Below are 17216 nucleotides of genomic sequence, written 5' to 3'. Positions count from 1 at the left end.
TGCTATCCCTCCGGAGTGTACCAAATGGGCGAAGTATAAGCCCGTTCTTGTGTGGATGTCGGTACTTCTTCAGGTAGTTCGTCGCCGAACCGAATAGCTTCGTAAACCGCCCATCGCGGCGTGGGGATTTCCAGCACGCGCGCGTAGTAAAAAGCCTTTTGTTCCGGATCAAATTCGGGATCAGACCAGACGGTTATCAATTCTGGCGATCCGATTGAGTTCGTGAACGTACCGGTTTCGACGTTCACGGTATTGCCGACAGGCGGCAGCTTGCCTTCCGCGCCGAGATCCCGATCGCCGGACCAGACGACATCAAAAACCTTTTCTTGTGTCTCACCGTCTTCTGTTACCCAGCCCTTGACTATCTGAATACGATCCAGATTACCCGAGTACGGATCCTTGAGTGCAGCGACGAGAAAATTTGGCGCTAAGGCATCACCGGGCGCTTCCGGTAGATCTGCCCCCATGGGTACGCCTTTGTCATAACCAATCTTCGCAGGAAGCCGCGATTGAGCGTCGTTTTCTTCGAAATCCCATCCCCCGAAGAAACGTACCGTGATCCGACTACCTGTTGTCCCATATACTTCCTTACGTTCCATCGCGTCGAAAATAGATGCTCGTGTATTTTCTTCGGCCCAAACCGCCGCATAACCAGAGGCAGCCATCTGCCAGCCCAGAATTTTGGTCGCTTCAAACTCGCCGACAACATGCTGCCAACGCCCAGGCTCAGGTTCCACGCCCGAGTGCTTACCAAAAAAGTTATCTTCCTGGGCTGTCGCCAAAGCCGTGTGACTGTCTGTGGATCCCACGACACCGAACTTGTAAGGGTTGGCCCCAAGCTGCGCCTCGAGCTTCAGGCCATTTTTTAAAGCCTCGCGAGCATACTCGTACTGCAACATCCAGTCTTTTTTTGGAACAGGGCCAAGGTTTGCGACGTCCCACGTTTCGTAATCTGCAAACTCATCATTTGGGCTCAGAAACGGGTGGGCCTCGCCGTCGCCTTTGATCTGAGTGATCTCATAAAGTGGCTCCCATTTTGCACGTCTTTCCGCGTAATCCCCTGTGAGCGGTTCGCCGGTATCGGGGTTTGTCTCGACAGGAAACATCAAGCCATTGGAAACATTGCCATTGTGCGCCAATGCAAGGACGCGCCCTCCTGTCGTTTCTTCGTATCTTTCCATCCAATCCCACAGATCTTCCGGATTGAATGTCTCGGCAGTCGTAAACGGCAACATTTGCCGCGCCCGAATCCTGTCGTCCCTATAGATGACATTGCGGTGCAAGTTGTTGCCACCTTGCGTCGAGGTCCATTCGTAGCCGATAAACGCGGTAAACGATCCCGGTTGATCATAAGCATCTGCAGTTTCCGTAAAGTCATCCCAAACTGACTGTACGAAACGACGGTCAGCAATCGCCTCCGGCAAAGCTTCACCGGTAATTCCAGCGAAAGTCTCGATAACCTCCATTGTCGCTCCAAGGGCAACATTCCCTCCTTGGTTCAACCTGTCGTTCCAGTCGCGTAACGTTGGATCGCCCATCAAAGTTGCGTTCCCCGCGACGATCTCGTTCATTGCGCCCATCGCGTCTGAATGGTCTGAAACAACGAGCCAATCCAGCGGGCGAGACAGCTTCGCCCGTAGGCCGTGAGAAGTAGTTACTTCTTCTCCACGCGCAAACCGAAACGCGTCTGAAGGCGAAAGAAGTACACCAAACGCACGCGCGTCGAGTGAGAGCGATGTATGCAAGTGGGTGTCGCCCCAAAGAGGTCTAGTTGGAAAGTCGCGTCCTGCATAAGGCGAAAACGCATCTGATGCAGGGGCATGCATGTCGGCCGCCGAGATGGTCATTTCACCAACTTGTCCACCCTCGGCGGTTTCCTGTGCCCAAGCAGAGGTCGAGGACAAACAGAGACAAAAGAATAAGGTCGCACTGAAAGGAACATTCATGGCTATATTCCCAGCTAATCAGATTATAACTCATGCGACCATTCTCATTTGCTTGCTGTCAACCTCGTTTTTGTTTCCGCGAAGAGCTTCTGTACTTGGTTGAATTGGTGTGTAACTACCCAAATCCCTCGCCGCGTCTTAGTCTCGTTTGCGGCGGAACCAAACAGCGGCTTTGTCCGCAGAGCATTCACTGATGCACTGCGCAACGAGGACTGCTCCGAGCCCAGATCAAACGTTCATTTCTAACCGCTTATAGCCTTTGAAAGTCGCATGCGGGCGTTCAGCTTAAGCCTGATGGTAGCTGCTTTCGTTGACTTCCGACTTCCTCAAAGTACGCACATGCGATTGCACTAGAGCTTGATGCGGAATGCCGCGAAGCCATCTGCACCATCTCCGGCATCTTCGATTAAAACGCCTTTGACATCGGCGATGTAGTCTCGGGCCTTTGGGCCGGTCTCGAATAGCACGGTTGTGTTCTCTAAAGGAGCAAATGACCAGTTGCCGTCCGCTTTTGGGTTGATCGTTCCCTGTTCGACAATATAGCGCACGATGACGTCGCGATTAGTGTCCGGGGCTTCGAACACGATTGTATCACCCAATGCGCCGGGGAATGAACCGCCACCCGATGCACGATAATTGTTGGTGGCAATGATGAACTCCATGTCATCGGTGACCGATTCGCCTTGGAAGGACAAGTTCACAATTCGGGCCGCATCGGGATTCACCTCTTCCCCCTTTGGTCCAAAGCGCGACGGCTGCGACAGGTCGATCTGGTATGTTACGCCATCCATCACATCGAAATTGTAGGATGGAAACTCTGGATTCAGAAGAACCGCATCCTCTGAGCCTCGCTCGATCTGGTTGAACATACCGGCCGAACGCTCCAGCCAACCACGCAGTTGAACACCGTTCACTCGCACCGCGCGCACTGTGTTGGGATAGAGATACAGATCAGCCACATTTTTGATAGCAACATCCCCGACCGGGACGTCGGTGTAATAGTCCGGGCCCCCGCGACCACCCGCCTTGAACGGCGCCGCCGCTGACAGGATCGGCAATCCTTCGTGCTCGGTGCCTTTCAGCATTTCTTCGACATACCATTTCTGTGCGATCGAAACGATCTGTACAGACGGATCATCAGCAACCAATGCAAAATAGCTGTGCAACGGGGCAGATGTTTTGCCAACGGCTCGACGGACATAGGCGAGCGTTTCGTCGTGATCCTTCGCAACCGAGTCGAGAACCTTCTGATCGTCTCCGACCAAAGCGGTGATTGAGCGGTCTTCATTGCGTTTGGAAATCGCGCGGGCCTCGGACGTGGTGGTAACCACGCGCCACTCATTTCCTTCCCGTTCCAGCAGCAGGTCCAACAACCCAAGATGTGAGCCCCAGAAGCCGCCCATAACAGCAGGTTTACCCATCAGGGTGCCCTTTTCGACGTCAATGCCGGGTCGGTCCGCAAATGTCGGCGAGGGAAAGACAAGGTGATTGTGCCCCGTGACCAGAGCGTCGATTCCGTCAACACCCGCCAAAACGACTGAGGCGTTTTCCATACCGTCCACATGATTGGAGTCGCCGATCCCAGAATGTGAAAGGGCGATGATTAGGTCACATCCTTGTTCCTTCATCTCTGGCACGTATGCCCGCGCGGTTTCGACGATATCGCGGGCCTGAACATTGCCTTCCAGATGCTTTCGGTCCCAGTTCATGATCTGCGGCGGCGTAAAGCCTATGACACCGATTTTGATTGAGTGCTTGGTCCTATCACCCATTTCGATTTCACGGTCGATGATTGTGTAAGGTTTTATCAGCGTTTTGTCGTCACGCGGAGTTGCGCCTTGTGTCTTTGAAACATTGGCCAAAACGACCGGGAACTCTGCGCCCGCGAGTGATTTTTCCAGGAAATCCAGCCCGTAGTTGAATTCGTGATTGCCCAGAGTTGCAGCATCATAGCCAACCGTGTTGAACGCGTTGATGATGGGGTGCGCGTCCCCTTCTTTCATGCCACGCTCATAGGCGATGTAGTCGCCCATTGGGTTCCCTTGAAGAAAGTCACCGTTGTCGACCAAGATCGAATTTGTCGCCTCAGCGCGAATTTCGTTGATGATTGAGGCCGTACGGGACAAGCCCACCGTGTCACGGGGTTTGTCGGCATAGTAGTCATAGGGGAACACATGAACATGGATGTCCGTTGTTTCCATGATGCGCAGATGCGCTTGATTGTTGGATGCCAAAACTGAAAAAGGATGCAAGGTGATGGCCGCTGCACCGGCTGTTGTTGCAAGAAATTGGCGACGCGAAATTGACGAGCGGTTGGAAAAAGACATGGGTCACCTTTCGAGTTGGCTGGCAATGAGAATAGTTGCCGGTATTGCATAACGATCTTATGACAGTGTCTTCTAACACATTTTGCAGACTTATTTCAGGGGGTATGGACGAGGCCATGCGCCAGATCCGTGAAGTCGCTGAATGATTGGATCAGGTGAAACCAAGCCGGGACTGGTGTGACAACGTATGTGAAGAATAGTCAGTGCCTTTTACCATCGCCCGTGCTGTATTGCCGGCGCAAAACTATTCTGGAGATGGTTGTTGGAGCCGGCATTTGCCGATGTGTTGCCCATGCCTGCCAGCGACGTACACTACCGATAATCGACGTGAACGACGCTGCCCGCGTTGCCGTTGCCATGACTTAAGAAGGACGCACCGGGATACATCTTTTGTTGTCACGCAATCTCCGTACCTGAGGCCCAGTGAAAGCTGACTGTAAACATTTGGCCAATCGTCGACTCAGAGCAGGCGGCCGAAAAACATTTAGCTCCGCCGCGACATTTCGAAAGTCTGGTGCTACTGACGGTGAGTTATGATGCTAAAACCCTCTTCGGGTGATGGTGGCACAAAATGCCGCGCAATACGCCTATATTGATCTTCCGTCGCTGCAAATGCATGCGCGCCTTCTCTGTTGCGCTTGTGCAGCCGGTGCAGACAAACTTCATCTGACACATCCAAAAAGTGAAGGTGGTGCCGCGCAGCAGTGTCTTCCAGCAGGTCGCGCATCCAGGCCCTGTTTTCAATTGTGTTCGCTGGAAAATCGAGAACGACCGAAACGCCAGCCTTCAGCAGAGCAGCCACGTGAGGACCCATGACCAGTCGCAGTTTCAAAGCGCAGTCTACATAATCCTGCAAGGACTTCATTTGATCCCCAAACAGCGCGCTAAGCCATTCATCTTCTGAAATGAGCACGGCCCCGTCACTTTTCGCAAGTCTCGCTGCCAGAGTTGATTTTCCTGAAGCAATTTTGCCGCATAACAAGTGGAGCGTTGGAATAGCCTGTAACATAGAGCGAACTCCCGGATTACCTGATGGTCCCTGCGCTAAGTTGGTCCGCCAGTTGATCAAACACCAACCTGATCCTTCGTGCGGTATGTAGCTCGGAGTGCGTCGCCAGCCAAATCGGGAACTTAAACGGCTCACGGTCGGGGAGCACGCGCTCGACGCCGGGTGTTAGGGCAGCCACGTCATCCGACATTACACATATGCCAAACCCTTTGCGCACCAGCTCCCAGGATACAATCCCGCTTTGTGAGCCGACCCGGAAGCTTTTTCGGGTGACCTTAATGCCCGCCGGATCAAGAAAACCGATCATCGTGTCAATGTCACCAAATCCGACAAAGTCCAACTTAGCGAGTTCGCCTTCATTTTTTGGCCGTCCAACCTGATCAAGGTACGAAGGTGCCGCGTAGAAATGTGCCGTGGCCTCGGCGACAAGCTTTGCCGTCAGATCCGGCTGCGTCGGACGTACATGTCGGATGGCGATATCAGCCTCACGTCGCTGTATGTCTCGTATGTCATTTGCAGCAACGATGTCTATCTCCAGTCGCGGTGCTGCAAGTCGGATCTTTTTCAGTATAGGCGGTAGCTGATAGGCAGACATCACATCGGACGCAGTGATCCTGACTTGACCTTCAACAGCTTGCGACTGACTTGTCGCAGTAAGTGAAATCCTGTTCGCCACATCCGCCATTTCTCTGACATGTAACAAAAGCTCGGCGCCAGCAGTCGTCAAATTAAGCGACTTGCCGACTCTTTCGAACAGGGTGATGCCAAGTGCCATTTCCAGCGCGGCAACTTGCCGGCCGACAGTGGGTTGAGTTTGCTCAAGAACGCGCGCCGCTGCGGAAAACGAGCCTTCTTCGGCGGTGGCAAGAAAGGACCGCACCTGATTCCAGTCGAAATTGATGGCTTTCCAGTTCATGCATTTATGCATAACACTTCTGCGAATTGGGGCAATTCCATAAATGAATGTTTGGTATTACAGGATACGGCGACAACCTTGTTAGAGAGTATTGAAATGGCTGCTTTGTCTAAGGATGCCGCGTTCTGGAGCAAAATCTCGCGAAAATATGCGGCAGACCCAATCCGCAACATGGAAGGGTACCTGAAAACAGTGGAACGTACCAAGTCGTACCTGAAAGCGGAGGACAACGTACTGGAAATCGGGTGCGGGACGGGTTCAACCGCGCTGCTGCTTGCACCGCATGTCACCCATGTCACTGCCACGGATCTCGCTCCGGGCATGATCGAGATTGCCGACGAGAAGCTTGATAAAGAAGGGCTGGAGAATGTCACTTTCAAGGTGGCCGACGTTCTTGAGCACAGTCTTGACGAAGGCTCTTACGATGCCGTCTTGGCGCATAACTTGCTTCATCTTCTGCCCGATTTGGACCAAGCGCTCGAGCACATTGCTGCGCTGACAAAACCGGGTGGGCTTTTCATATCCAAAACCGTCTGCGCGCCTGAGAGCGGTGGTTTCCAGTTTGCGATGATCAGTCGGATCGCAATCCCAATCATGCAGGCTTTTGGGAAAGCCCCATTTGTGAACTTCGTGTCTGGATCGGCACTTGAGAGGAAAATTGCGTCCGCAGGCTTTGAAGTTCTTTATACTTCTGATCAAGCCTCGATGCTCCAGAGTCGTTATATTGTCGCGCAAAAAACATGAAGCTCCAGTTCGTACAGCTTCGTCCTTTGAAATGATCTTTGCATCACAGTGTTTTATATAAACTGTTCACAAGTGATCGGATGTTACAAAGGTCTGTTTCCGATTAAATAATGCGACTGCGAGTGGCAGCATTGTCCGCATAGCGATCGCTCGCGATATTCAGGCGAATGTCAGCATCGATTCCGAAGCAGAAGAAAAAGTGGTCCAGCAAACGCTTTGGCGTGGTTCCGAAATGCGGCGAATTCAGTCGTGACCAATTACGTGTTTGAAGCGCTGGAAAAAGGTATCGGTCAGTTCGTTTAGTAAAGCCATTTAAGTCGACAGGATTTTTTTAATTAACTTGCGCATTTCCGCCTGAAATCCTGGAAACCACAAGGGTCCCAACAAAAAACTTCGAATTTGTGGTAGGTTATTCGGTGTTAACAAGAAATTTTGGGAGGACGAATATGAAGTACAAAACAAAATCCACCATAGTAGCGGCATTATTTGCCGCAACCGCTACGGCCGTTTACGCTCAAGATGAACCTCCTATGAACTTCCTGATTATTTGGGGAGATGACATTGGGTTTTGGAATATTAGTGCCTACAACCATGGCATGATGGGTTATCAGACACCCAACATCGACCGTATAGCCAAAGAAGGCGCGCTATTTACTGACTGGTACGGAGAGCAGTCCTGTACTGCAGGACGAGCGGCTTTCATAACTGGACAATCTCCCATTCGTACGGGTTTGACGAAGGTCGGCCTTCCTGGCGCACCTGAGGGCATGCCCGTGGAAGACCCCACCATCGCTGGACTACTCAAAAACCACGGGTATATGACAGGCCAGTTTGGCAAAAACCATCTAGGTGACCGTGACGAGCACCTCCCCACCAATCACGGTTTCGATGAATTTTTCGGGAATCTCTACCATCTCAACGCAGAAGAAGAGCCTGAAAATCCAGATTATCCCAAGGATGAAACCTTTAGGGAGAATTTCGGCCCGCGCGGGGTGATCAAGTCAACCGCAGATGGCTCGATCGAGGATACCGGGCCGCTTACAAAAAAACGCATGGAAACCGTTGACGAAGAAGTCACGGCAAGTGCGTTGGACTTCATGGATAGAGCTGTTGAGCAGGACAAGCCTTTCTTCCTTTGGTGGAATTCCACTCGCATGCACATTTTTACGCATCTTAAGGAAGACTCCGACGGAGTGACGGGACTTGGTGTTTATCCTGACGGCATGGTCGAGCATGATGGGCACGTCGGTGTACTACTTGATAAACTTGAGGAGCTTGGGATCGCCGAAAACACTGTCGTAATGTATTCAACAGACAACGGAGCCGAGACCTTCACGTGGCCGGACGGTGGTACTACACCTTTCCGCGGCGAGAAAAACACGCAATGGGAAGGTGGCTATCGTGTCCCGACGGTCATCAAGTGGCCGGGCGTCATCGAGCCGGGATCGAAGATCAATGGCGTAGCTTCACATGCGGACATGTTGCCAACCATTATGGCTTCTGTCGGCGAGCCAGACATCAAAGAAAGGCTACTTGATGGTGGCGTTGAAGCGATCGGTCGCCAATACAAGGCACATCTGGACGGCTACAATCTACTTCCGTCGCTCTCAGGTGAAACTGATGATTGGCCACGCAGTGAATTCATTTATTGGACTGACGATGGCAGCGTCGCCGCCTTGCGCTATGAACAGTACAAGGTGACATTCCTAAAACAGAACGCACATGGACTTGATGTTTGGCTCTCACCTTTCGAGGTGTTGCGCGCACCGATGCTTTCAAACTTACGGAGTGATCCGTTCGAGAGAGCCGAGGAAGAGAACGCTATGGGTTACCAGCGCTGGTTCCTTGAACATATGTTCGCGATAGCTCCGGCCTCCGCCTACGTTGGGCAATGGCTTCAAAGCTTCGAGGAATTTCCGCCAAGGCAAAAACCCGGCAGCTTTAACCTCGACAACGTTATGGAGGAACTCACCAGCCGTGCCGGCAATCAATAGCTCTGACGAAAGCCAGTGATCTTGAATTTAAAGACAACGTTCTGTCGAATTTAAACGCGCAATCATCCCCTTGGACTGTAATTTGGCGCAGTCCAAGGGAGAGAATGAACGGCGGCTTTGTCCGCAACTCGGTCATTCAGGAAGCCCTCAACCAAAGTCCGCTTTGGGAAAAAAGAAAGCAAAGTGGGCACCCCCGACAAACCGCTACGCTAGGCCTTCTCGGCTCCACCGAGCCTTTATTTGGCAGGGGTTGTGCTTGTTCTGAGCGTCTTGGTGTGCCCGCGCATGACAGCTTGGGCATAGTGCAATCGTGATGAACGTTTTCTTGCCCGTTGAGATGTCGGAGCAAAGTTCCTCACCGCAAATCTCAAGCAACTCCCCGTGTGACATTAGTTCATTAGTGGTTATGCCACAGTGCTGGCACTGTGCCTCTTCAAGGGCGCACCTGACTTCTTCAACCGAAACTACCCGTTGATAGTTGCATTCAGTATCAGTCATTTTTTACCCCCCCCGATCTCAACCCCGTGAAATAGACCTGCTCTGGCCTCACCCAGTAATCGCCTTGGGAGGTTCAGGCTAATGCAGGTACCGCGCGCAAACAACCCAGCGGGTATCATTCGCTCCTTCGTCCCGAAAATCGAGCAACTTCCTGCATCTAAATAAAGAAGCAACTGCAGGAGTTTGATCCATGAAGTACCTGTCTGCCCTCGGCGTTCTCGTCGGGGGTTTTCTTTTGCACCCACCGCCCAAGGCTGTCCTTACGACGATGCTCTGGGTGGTTACACGGTCTCACCCCGCTGTCTCGGCGCTGGTTCTGCTGGCGGTCCTTTGGACGTGGAGGTCCAACGATGACTGAGCTGGAGCTGAACCCCGGTGACGTCGTGGTCGTCTGCGCCTTCGATGACGTCCCTGAGCACCTGTTCCGAGTGGAAGAGGTGTTCGAAGACTGCGTGACCGGCCATGCCGTCACTGGCCCTCTGGCTGGAGCCTACGGTGAACCGGTTCGGGAGATGATCGTTCGACTCGTCTCAACCAACTGATCCCATCCCACATTCCAAATCTGAAAGGAGGAGACTGATGTCTGCTCACATTCGCTATGCCTATCTGAAGGGCCATACGTGGTTGTTCAGACGGAACTATCCCGTTGACGTCGCTCTCGCGCTGGGCGCTCAGGCCCTGAAGCAGAGCCTCAAAACCAGTGATCCCAGAACAGCCTGTGTTCGTGCCGCTGAAGTCAATGCCCGGTTCGAGACGTTGGTTGAACAGGTGCGGGCTCAGGCAGAGGAGACTCTGTCTGCCCCAGAGAACACTGCTGACGTTCCTGATTGGGTTGACCGGCCGGAATCGTCTCTCGTCCGTCTCCGGGCCACTCTGGAGGACTCTGGATGCAGTCTGGAGCGATCTAAGTTCATCAGGCCATCAGCGCCGATGAAAGTGCCCGTTCGTGACCTGAGCCGAGCCTATCTTTCCCGGCGTAGTAATGAACTACGACCCAGCGGGTTTAAATCGGTCCGATACTCTGTTGGGTTATTCACTAGCCGATATGGTGACCAGTCTGTTTGCAGTCTGACCAGAATAGACGGGCGAGACTTTCTGTCCGCAATAGCCCAACTGTCTCCGATGATCGGCAAGTCGGAACGGACCCGTGGGCTGACCCTGGACCAGTTAGTCGCGTACTCGTCTCGTGGGGCGGTGACCATCACGGCCAGAACTCAGCGGCGTATCTGGTCGCAGGTCAATCACTTCCTCGACTGGGTGGTCTATGAAGGGCATCTGGAGGTCAACCCGTTCCGGACAGTGCCCTTCGATCGCAAGGTGCGTCCTCAACCCTATGCGGTTCCGACTGACGATGAAGTCGTGCGGTTGCTGGGAGCCAATGACCGTGAATTGCATCCGGTTCTGCTAACCTGCCTGCTATCAGGAATGCGAGCGGGGGAAGCGGTGGGGCTGCTCCGGGAAGACCTCGTGGCCAAGGGCAATCTCGGTTGCTTCGTGCATGTTCGACCCAATGAACTGCGACTGCTGAAGACCGACGCCGCTGAACGACTGGTTCCGGTTCACCCGGTGCTGGATGAGACGTTCCGGCAGCTACCATCATCTGGTCCTCTGTTCCCCGACCTCACCGTGGCACATGTCACTAAGGGCTTCGCGAGACTGCGCCGACGGCTGGAGCTTGATCGACCGGGGCTGGTGTTTCACTCGACCCGCAAGTGGTTCATCACCCAGTGTGAGAGAACCGGTGTTCCTGAGCACTTCACGGCCTCTCTGGTCGGTCACCAATCGGCCCGGTCGGAGAACGGGATTACCTACGGCATCTACTCGGCAGGGATCAGTGACGAGCAACGTCGGTCTATCGTCGATAAGATAGGACTCCCGGCATGACGTTCCCGGACATTGATGCGTTCGAGGAGCGGGCTGCTATCGCCGAATACGATGGTGGTTGCACCCGTAAGGCAGCGGAAGATCTGGCTGCTCGGGCTCAAGGGTTCCGGGATGCCGAAGCCTACTGGCAGTGGCTGGCTGACTATGTCGTCAACCGGAAACCACCCTGACACCCAACCCTCGGCGGCCCACAGCGGGTTGCCGGGGGCGCTCACTTTGCTTTTTTTGCGGAAGCGGACATAGCGGAATAATGACCGAACGACCGAGTTGCGGACAAACCCGCCTTTTGCTGTTCCTGCTGTTGCTGACGCAGCATCGCTTCGCGTACGCAGTAGGACTGTTGCCGCGTTGCAGCCCAAGTCGTCGAACCGGCCATTTAATGCGCCTAAACTTTGCGGATCAATGCCGCGCTCATGCAACAGAATTTCCACGTTCCGAGCCGATATTGAGAACCGAACATAATGCATCACTGCAAGGCGGATGATCTCGGGACTGGTTCTAAAGTATTTGAAACAGGCAGGTCTGGTGATGGGCAAAAGCTACGCAAACGTCCTGCCCCGCTCAAGCAAAGTTCTGACAAGACCCCGCCGAGTATGTGAAGGACCTACGAGTTAGATTGAAGGGCTGAGCAGGGTTGAAAAAACCTGGTGAAGTGGTTTCAGAGCAGGGGGCAACCGAATGTTGTGCAAACTCTGGATCCTGATTGTCAGGGGAGTGAAACTTGACGTTCGTTCCTGTAAACAAGTTGGCGAACAGATATTACAATGATCGCATAGAAAAGCTGCCACCTTCGCAAGGAATCGGTTTTGCATCATACGCACTTTATCTGCGAAGCGCAGTGTCGTGTCGTGACTTAGAAAAGACCATGGACGATCGCGGTGTGCGGGTTGACCATGCCACCATTAACAGATGAGTCGTTACGCATTCCCCGATACTCGATGTGAGAGCGCAAGTGAAGAAACGCCCGACGCTAGATTCCTGACTTATGGCCCACGCCGCACGCCAAAGTCGCACGACGAGGCAAATTGTGCTAGTGTTCGGGCCTATGTTGCTGCGTATTGCTTTCTCTGGGTTTTCGCCGCTCAGACTCTTTCTGGGCCTGCTTTTGCTTTGCGGACCGGTTGTTGCGCTAGCTGATATCTCTGGCACCAAACGCATGGCGCTTGTGATCGGAAACGCGCGATATGACTATGTTTCGAACCTTCCCAACACGTCCAATGACGCCCAGGACATTGCCGCAGCGCTGGATCGCATCCACTTCGACGTGACCGCGCTGTACGATTTGGATTATCGCCAGATGCGGCTTGCCCTTCGGGATTTTTCCGACAAGGCGGCGGGGGCCGATGTAGTGCTGGTCTATTTCGCCGGTCATGGGATCGAGATCGACAATATCAACTACCTGATTCCCACCAATGCCGAGCTTAGGAATGACAGGGATGTGGAATACGAGGCGATCCGGCTGGATTCGGTCCTGAAGGCCGTTTCCTCGGTGCCGGGTTTGAAATTGGTTCTGGTGGATGCGTGCCGGAACAACCCGTTTCTGTCGGATATGGAGCGTACAATTGCAACGCGCTCCATCGGTCAGGGTCTGGGCAGTATTGACCCTGGCGGTGTGCTGGTCGGCTATTCCGCGCGCGGTGGTACGCTGGCGTTGGACGGAGGGGGCCGCAACAGCCCCTATGCCGAAGCCCTGCTGGAACATATCGAGGTTCCGGGGTTGGAACTTGGAAAAATGTTCCGAAAGGTGCGCGACACAGTGTTTACGCTGACCGACGGGTATCAGGAACCGTTTACCTATGGCTCATTGCCAGGGCGGGACATCTTTCTTGTGCCCGCAGCGGTCAGCGTGCCCGAGGTCGCACCAACCTCGCCCACAGTCGCCGCGCCACCTGCGTTGGATCGACACAACGCTGCGCAGCGGGTTTTGCGCGAAGCGCTGAATTTGACGGATGAGACAACCAAGCTGAACGCCTTGTCCCTGATTGCGCAGCTTTATCCCGGCACGCAAGCCGGAGAATACGCTCAGGGCGTTGTCGCGGCGGCCAAAAGAACAAACCGAACCCCCGCCGCACTTGTCGCGCCAAGCACCACCAAAGCGACCCCGCACGGGGCCACCCATGAAACTAGCTCGACAACACGGCAAGGCGCGACCCCGGCGACCGAGGCGGGATTGAACCTTGACCGCAACGATTTTCGCGCGGTGCAGCGAGGGCTGAACGCGCTTGGGCTCTCTGCCGGGCCTGCGGATGGCATTTTCGGCCCCAGATCACGCGCCGCGCTGCGCCGTTTTCAACGTCAGGGCGGCGTGGCCACCACCGGTTATCTCAGCGCGGAAAGCTATGCTGTTCTCAGCAGAATCGCACCCGAACCGGGCAACTGGACAAGCCGTGGCCAGGCAGGGTCCAAACCAGAACCCGCCGCCGTTGCGGCAAACGGGTTCAATGGCGAATACGTCATCAATATTCGCAGACGCCCCGACCCGTTGGGATCAGATGCCGGGTCCAGAATCGATACTGTGCTTTGGTTGAATTACATCAAGACCGAGGACGGATTTACGCTTGTCGGTGCTGTCGACCGCTCTAAAGGAGGTGACAGCAGGTCCAAGCAGTATCGGGCATCGCTGTCGGACAAAGGACGCTTGAAAATCTCGGGGCGGACCAATTTTCTGTTTAACTCGGTCTACGAAGTGCCCTTTTCGATCACATTGGACCTGCCATCAACCCTGGCCCCAAACACACCCATACGCAGCAATCAGGGGCGATTTGACAAGAACTGGTATGTCGACGTCGTCTTGACCCGGCAATAGGCCTAGACCTCAGGTGCTTTCACCACCGGGATTTCCGTTGTGCCATCGTCGTGCAATAGCCCCGGCAGGACCGGCCAGTCGCGCGCCGGGTCTATCAACCGCGCGGTTTCCAGCGTCATACATATGGAGCGGCACCCGTCATGGTCGGGCGGCAGGGTCTTGATCCAGCTTTCCAACCGCGCCGCGACGTTGATCGTGTCCCCGATGACGTTGTAATGCATCGACCCGCTGACCCCCAACGTGCCGCCGATGGCACCACCGCTGTTCAATGCAATGCGCAGTTTGTATGCTGGTTGGTCCCTCTGCATGTCATTCAAGGCGGCAATGGCGCAGCGCATGGCGCGGGCGCAAAGCAATGCGGATTGCGCATCCAACTGACGCTGCGCATCCGTTTCGCTTGGAATGGGCGCGCCAAACACCACAAGGATGCCGTCGCCGGTGTATTTCTCGACAAACCCGCCATGGGCGCGAGCGATCTCGCCCAGCCGGTCCAGAATGCGGGCGATCCACAACATGAAGGCATCGGCCTCCATCACTTTTCCGGCGCGGGTCGAGCCCTCGATATCCGCAAGCAGCGCCGTGACATAAAGTTGGCGCGAACCGGGTTTGCCGCCCGACAGCAGGCTGCGGCGCTGCTTCCACAACTCGACCGACAGCTCTTCTGAAAGATGCGAAGAAAACACCTGTGCAAGGGTGCGCCTTTGCTTGCGTGACACGCCCGAAATGATGCCGAAGCCAGACAAAAAACCGCTAGCCCAGCCCAGAAACGAGGGCGCAACGGGCATCAGGATCGACGCCTGCTGAAACAATGACAGCCCGGCAATCAGTGCAATACTCCCCACGATTGCCATCATCACCGCGTTTCCGGTGGCACGCACAAACACCGCAATAGAGGCTCCCAGAAAGACCGATGCAAGGATCAGCCCCGCAGACATCCATCCACTCACCGCTCGCAGCGGTACGCCCTGACGATCGGCATAGCTGATCAACTGCTGGGTGATGGCAGCGTGGATTTCGGCCCCAAAGGTGAAATCGGCCCCGGTCGAACGGTTGAGCGGGGTCGAGAAATAGTCTTTTACCGAATGGCTGGTGACGCCGATGATTGCGGCTTTGCCGTCGAACCGTTCAAGGCCGGTTTGGGCCAGAACCTCGGCGGCCGGAATGCTATGTGCGATTGGTAGGGCGTTTTTGTAGTCAATGGTGATCTGATAGCCGGATGTATCAACATTGCGAAACAGGTTCGCGCCCGGCTTCAGGGGTTTGGCTGCCGTGTCGCCAAACATCAGAACGCGCGGGTCATTGGGATCGCTTTTCAACGCAGGCTGTCCTGTATGCGCTGCGGCCAGTCGCATCGGCAGCGACACCGCCAGCCCGTCCAGCGTGTTGACCAGCAATAATGCGCGGCGGGCGACACCATCAGGATCAATCGGAATGTCGGCAAACCCCGAATGCGCACGCCGCGGCGCGGCAATACCTGCAGACGCGCCGTCCGGCAGTTTCGAGATAACAAAGACCCTGGGATCAGCCAGAACCGCAAGAAGCGCGTCCCGTCCCTGCCCAGCGGCAACGTCACGGTAAATATCCACGCCCACCGCCGTCGCACCTGCGTCCAGCAGCGTTTCGACAATCTGCGCCAGTTGATGATCCGGCACTGGCCAGCCCCAGTCGCTCAGATCCGTGTCAGTGATGGCCACCAGATAGACATCGTCCACCGGTTCCGCCTGCGCTAAGGCCGAGGTTGCCCAGTCGTATTGCAACAGTTCAAACCGTTCCAGCGCACCCTTGTGACGAAGCGCGATCAGCGGCAGGCCTACGATCACGGTGATGACGCAGACCAGGGTCCAGCGTTGCCAGACCGTCATCAGCGACGACATGCGTTGCCATGTGTGTCTTTGCGGCTTGGATATCACTGACCCACGCCAGCCGAGGTAAGCAATTGATCCACAGCAGCCGGGTTTTTGGCCTGTGCCCGGCCGCTCAGCCCTATCTGGGTAACTTCGGCAAGCGCGTCGAACCAAAGCCCGGCGGTTGCGGCCGTTCCGGATTTCAGCGCATCCGGCACACGCTCAATCAATCCTGATGACCGCGCGACCGCCTTGCCGCTGTTTGGATCGATCAACGCGACCTGCCAGAGGTAAATCAGGTTGGTGTCCAATTCGAAACCCGACCGGCCAAGGTCCAGTCCGTAATCACCCGGCGGGAATGGCCCCTCGATCCGCAGCTCAGGCGCAGCTTGGCCAACGGGGGCGAGTTGGACGGTCGCATAGCCTCTGTGACCAAGGGTCAACCGCCAGATCAGCGGCGGCGCGGCCAGGGTCGTCAATCCACCGCCCTCGGGCACCAGCAACAGCAGCAAGCCAGAATCCGTGTTCAGCGAGACATCGCGGGTACCCGCGCCCATCCTGTCCTTGGGCACACCGATTTCTGGCGGGATGAATACGATCTCGGGCGGGGTGTCAGCGCCGTCCTCTTGACCCGCTGCCCAAGCCGCGCCGCCAAGTAGCGGCACTACGATCAACACGCTTATAAAAACTGTTTTTGCTAACCAAGCCCACGACACAGCACGCCCCGAGAAAACAATCATCAAGAAAACCGAATACACCAAGCCTAGGCGTGAACAGGGGCGTGAGTCCAGTTTCCGTTCCATTTCACCTGTGTTGAACTTGCCCTCGGTCGCTGCGGGGTTTCGTGGCAAGGTGTGACACTGTCCAGCATCGGAGAGTGTCTGTTTCATGGGATCGGCAATTAAATGGGGCCGCTGCGTTCGGTATTTTTGATGATTTTCTGGTTGTGGTCGGGCCACATGCTGCCGAAGCCAAAACCGAACGCTTTGCGCTTGTGATAGGAAATTCCGCCTATCAGCAAGTCCCTAACCTGCGCGACCACAGCGAAATGGCGCTTTGTCCGCGCCTTTCTCGTTGCCTGTAAACATCTCGCTGCGCTCGGCTCGAATGGCCGTTTTCCGCGCCACATCACCGCGATCAGGCTGTTGCTGACGCATTTAAATTTGTGTTGCGAGCACGCGCAGCGAGAAAACTCAATTCACAGGTTGGGCTCGATACGGTCATTCGCCGTTGTCCGCTCGAAAGTCC

The 17216-nt window shown here is 55.0% G+C and carries 13 protein-coding genes and 2 pseudogenes; 8 read left to right on the top strand and 7 right to left on the bottom strand.

The features are described 5' to 3' along the window. Positions 1–2 precede the first annotated feature (2 nt). From GOW09_RS21580 to GOW09_RS21565, 4 genes are all read right to left on the bottom strand, one after another. Positions 3–1946, bottom strand: a complete 1944-nt coding sequence (locus tag GOW09_RS21580) for a DUF3604 domain-containing protein (RefSeq protein WP_171120895.1) — start codon at positions 1944–1946, stop codon at positions 3–5. Between the two features lie 350 nt (positions 1947–2296). After that, complete coding sequence (locus tag GOW09_RS21575) at positions 2297–4273, bottom strand: bifunctional 2',3'-cyclic-nucleotide 2'-phosphodiesterase/3'-nucleotidase (protein ID WP_171120893.1); 1977 nt, start codon at positions 4271–4273, stop codon at positions 2297–2299. A gap of 517 nt (positions 4274–4790) precedes the next feature. Next, entirely contained in the window at positions 4791–5282 is a 492-nt protein-coding gene (locus tag GOW09_RS21570) for an ATP-binding protein (protein WP_171120891.1), read from the bottom strand. Positions 5283–5298: 16 nt separating this feature from the next. Continuing rightward, positions 5299–6198 (bottom strand): LysR family transcriptional regulator, encoded by a 900-nt coding sequence (locus tag GOW09_RS21565; protein ID WP_171120889.1) that lies wholly within the window; start codon positions 6196–6198, stop codon positions 5299–5301. A gap of 6 nt (positions 6199–6204) precedes the next feature. On the opposite strand from GOW09_RS21565, the gene GOW09_RS21560 reads away from it, so the two are divergent. The 6 genes and pseudogenes from GOW09_RS21560 (at position 6205) to GOW09_RS21540 (ending at position 11488) form a co-directional block, all read left to right on the top strand. Beyond that, positions 6205–6942: a class I SAM-dependent methyltransferase gene (locus GOW09_RS21560; protein ID WP_217360303.1), complete on the top strand. Its 738-nt coding sequence runs from the start codon at positions 6205–6207 to the stop codon at positions 6940–6942. A gap of 446 nt (positions 6943–7388) precedes the next feature. Next, positions 7389–8936: an arylsulfatase gene (locus tag GOW09_RS21555; RefSeq protein ID WP_171120885.1), complete on the top strand. Its 1548-nt coding sequence runs from the start codon at positions 7389–7391 to the stop codon at positions 8934–8936. Positions 8937–9784: 848 nt separating this feature from the next. After that, on the top strand, positions 9785–9976 hold the full coding sequence (locus GOW09_RS21550; protein WP_171120883.1) for a hypothetical protein: 192 nt from the start codon (positions 9785–9787) through the stop codon (positions 9974–9976). Between the two features lie 37 nt (positions 9977–10013). Then, positions 10014–10196 (top strand): annotated as a pseudogene (locus GOW09_RS22920) (DUF6538 domain-containing protein); the annotation flags it as partial. Positions 10197–10556: 360 nt separating this feature from the next. Continuing rightward, positions 10557–11318 (top strand): tyrosine-type recombinase/integrase, encoded by a 762-nt coding sequence (locus tag GOW09_RS22740; protein WP_254442774.1) that lies wholly within the window; start codon positions 10557–10559, stop codon positions 11316–11318. Then, entirely contained in the window at positions 11315–11488 is a 174-nt protein-coding gene (locus tag GOW09_RS21540) for a hypothetical protein (protein WP_171120879.1), read from the top strand. The genes GOW09_RS22740 and GOW09_RS21540 overlap by 4 nt, the downstream gene beginning before the upstream one ends. A 228-nt stretch (positions 11489–11716) precedes the next feature. Here the strand turns inward: GOW09_RS21540 and GOW09_RS22735 are convergent. Then, positions 11717–11848, bottom strand: a pseudogene (locus tag GOW09_RS22735) (IS6 family transposase); the annotation flags it as partial. 626 nt (positions 11849–12474) lie between these two features. On the opposite strand from GOW09_RS22735, the gene GOW09_RS21535 reads away from it, so the two are divergent. Then, positions 12475–14124, top strand: coding sequence for a caspase family protein (locus tag GOW09_RS21535; protein WP_253284322.1), 1650 nt, complete (start codon positions 12475–12477; stop codon positions 14122–14124). A gap of 2 nt (positions 14125–14126) precedes the next feature. Here GOW09_RS21535 and GOW09_RS21530 read toward each other — a convergent pair whose 3' ends face one another. Both GOW09_RS21530 and GOW09_RS21525 read right to left on the bottom strand, forming a co-directional pair. Continuing rightward, on the bottom strand, positions 14127–15998 hold the full coding sequence (locus tag GOW09_RS21530) for a CHASE2 domain-containing protein (RefSeq protein ID WP_171120875.1): 1872 nt from the start codon (positions 15996–15998) through the stop codon (positions 14127–14129). 32 nt (positions 15999–16030) lie between these two features. Continuing rightward, positions 16031–16633 carry a DUF928 domain-containing protein gene (locus GOW09_RS21525; protein WP_171727293.1) on the bottom strand — a complete coding sequence of 201 codons (603 nt, stop codon included), beginning with the start codon at positions 16631–16633 and terminating at the stop codon, positions 16031–16033. 212 nt (positions 16634–16845) lie between these two features. On the opposite strand from GOW09_RS21525, the gene GOW09_RS22445 reads away from it, so the two are divergent. Then, entirely contained in the window at positions 16846–17052 is a 207-nt protein-coding gene (locus GOW09_RS22445) for a hypothetical protein (protein WP_171727292.1), read from the top strand. The last annotated feature ends 164 nt before the right edge of the window (positions 17053–17216 follow it).

Source organism: Ruegeria sp. HKCCA5463 (assembly GCF_013034175.1).
Taxonomy (GTDB): domain Bacteria; phylum Pseudomonadota; class Alphaproteobacteria; order Rhodobacterales; family Rhodobacteraceae; genus Ruegeria.
Note: the sequence above shows the minus strand (reverse complement) of the source record. Positions and strands in the feature narration are given on the sequence as shown.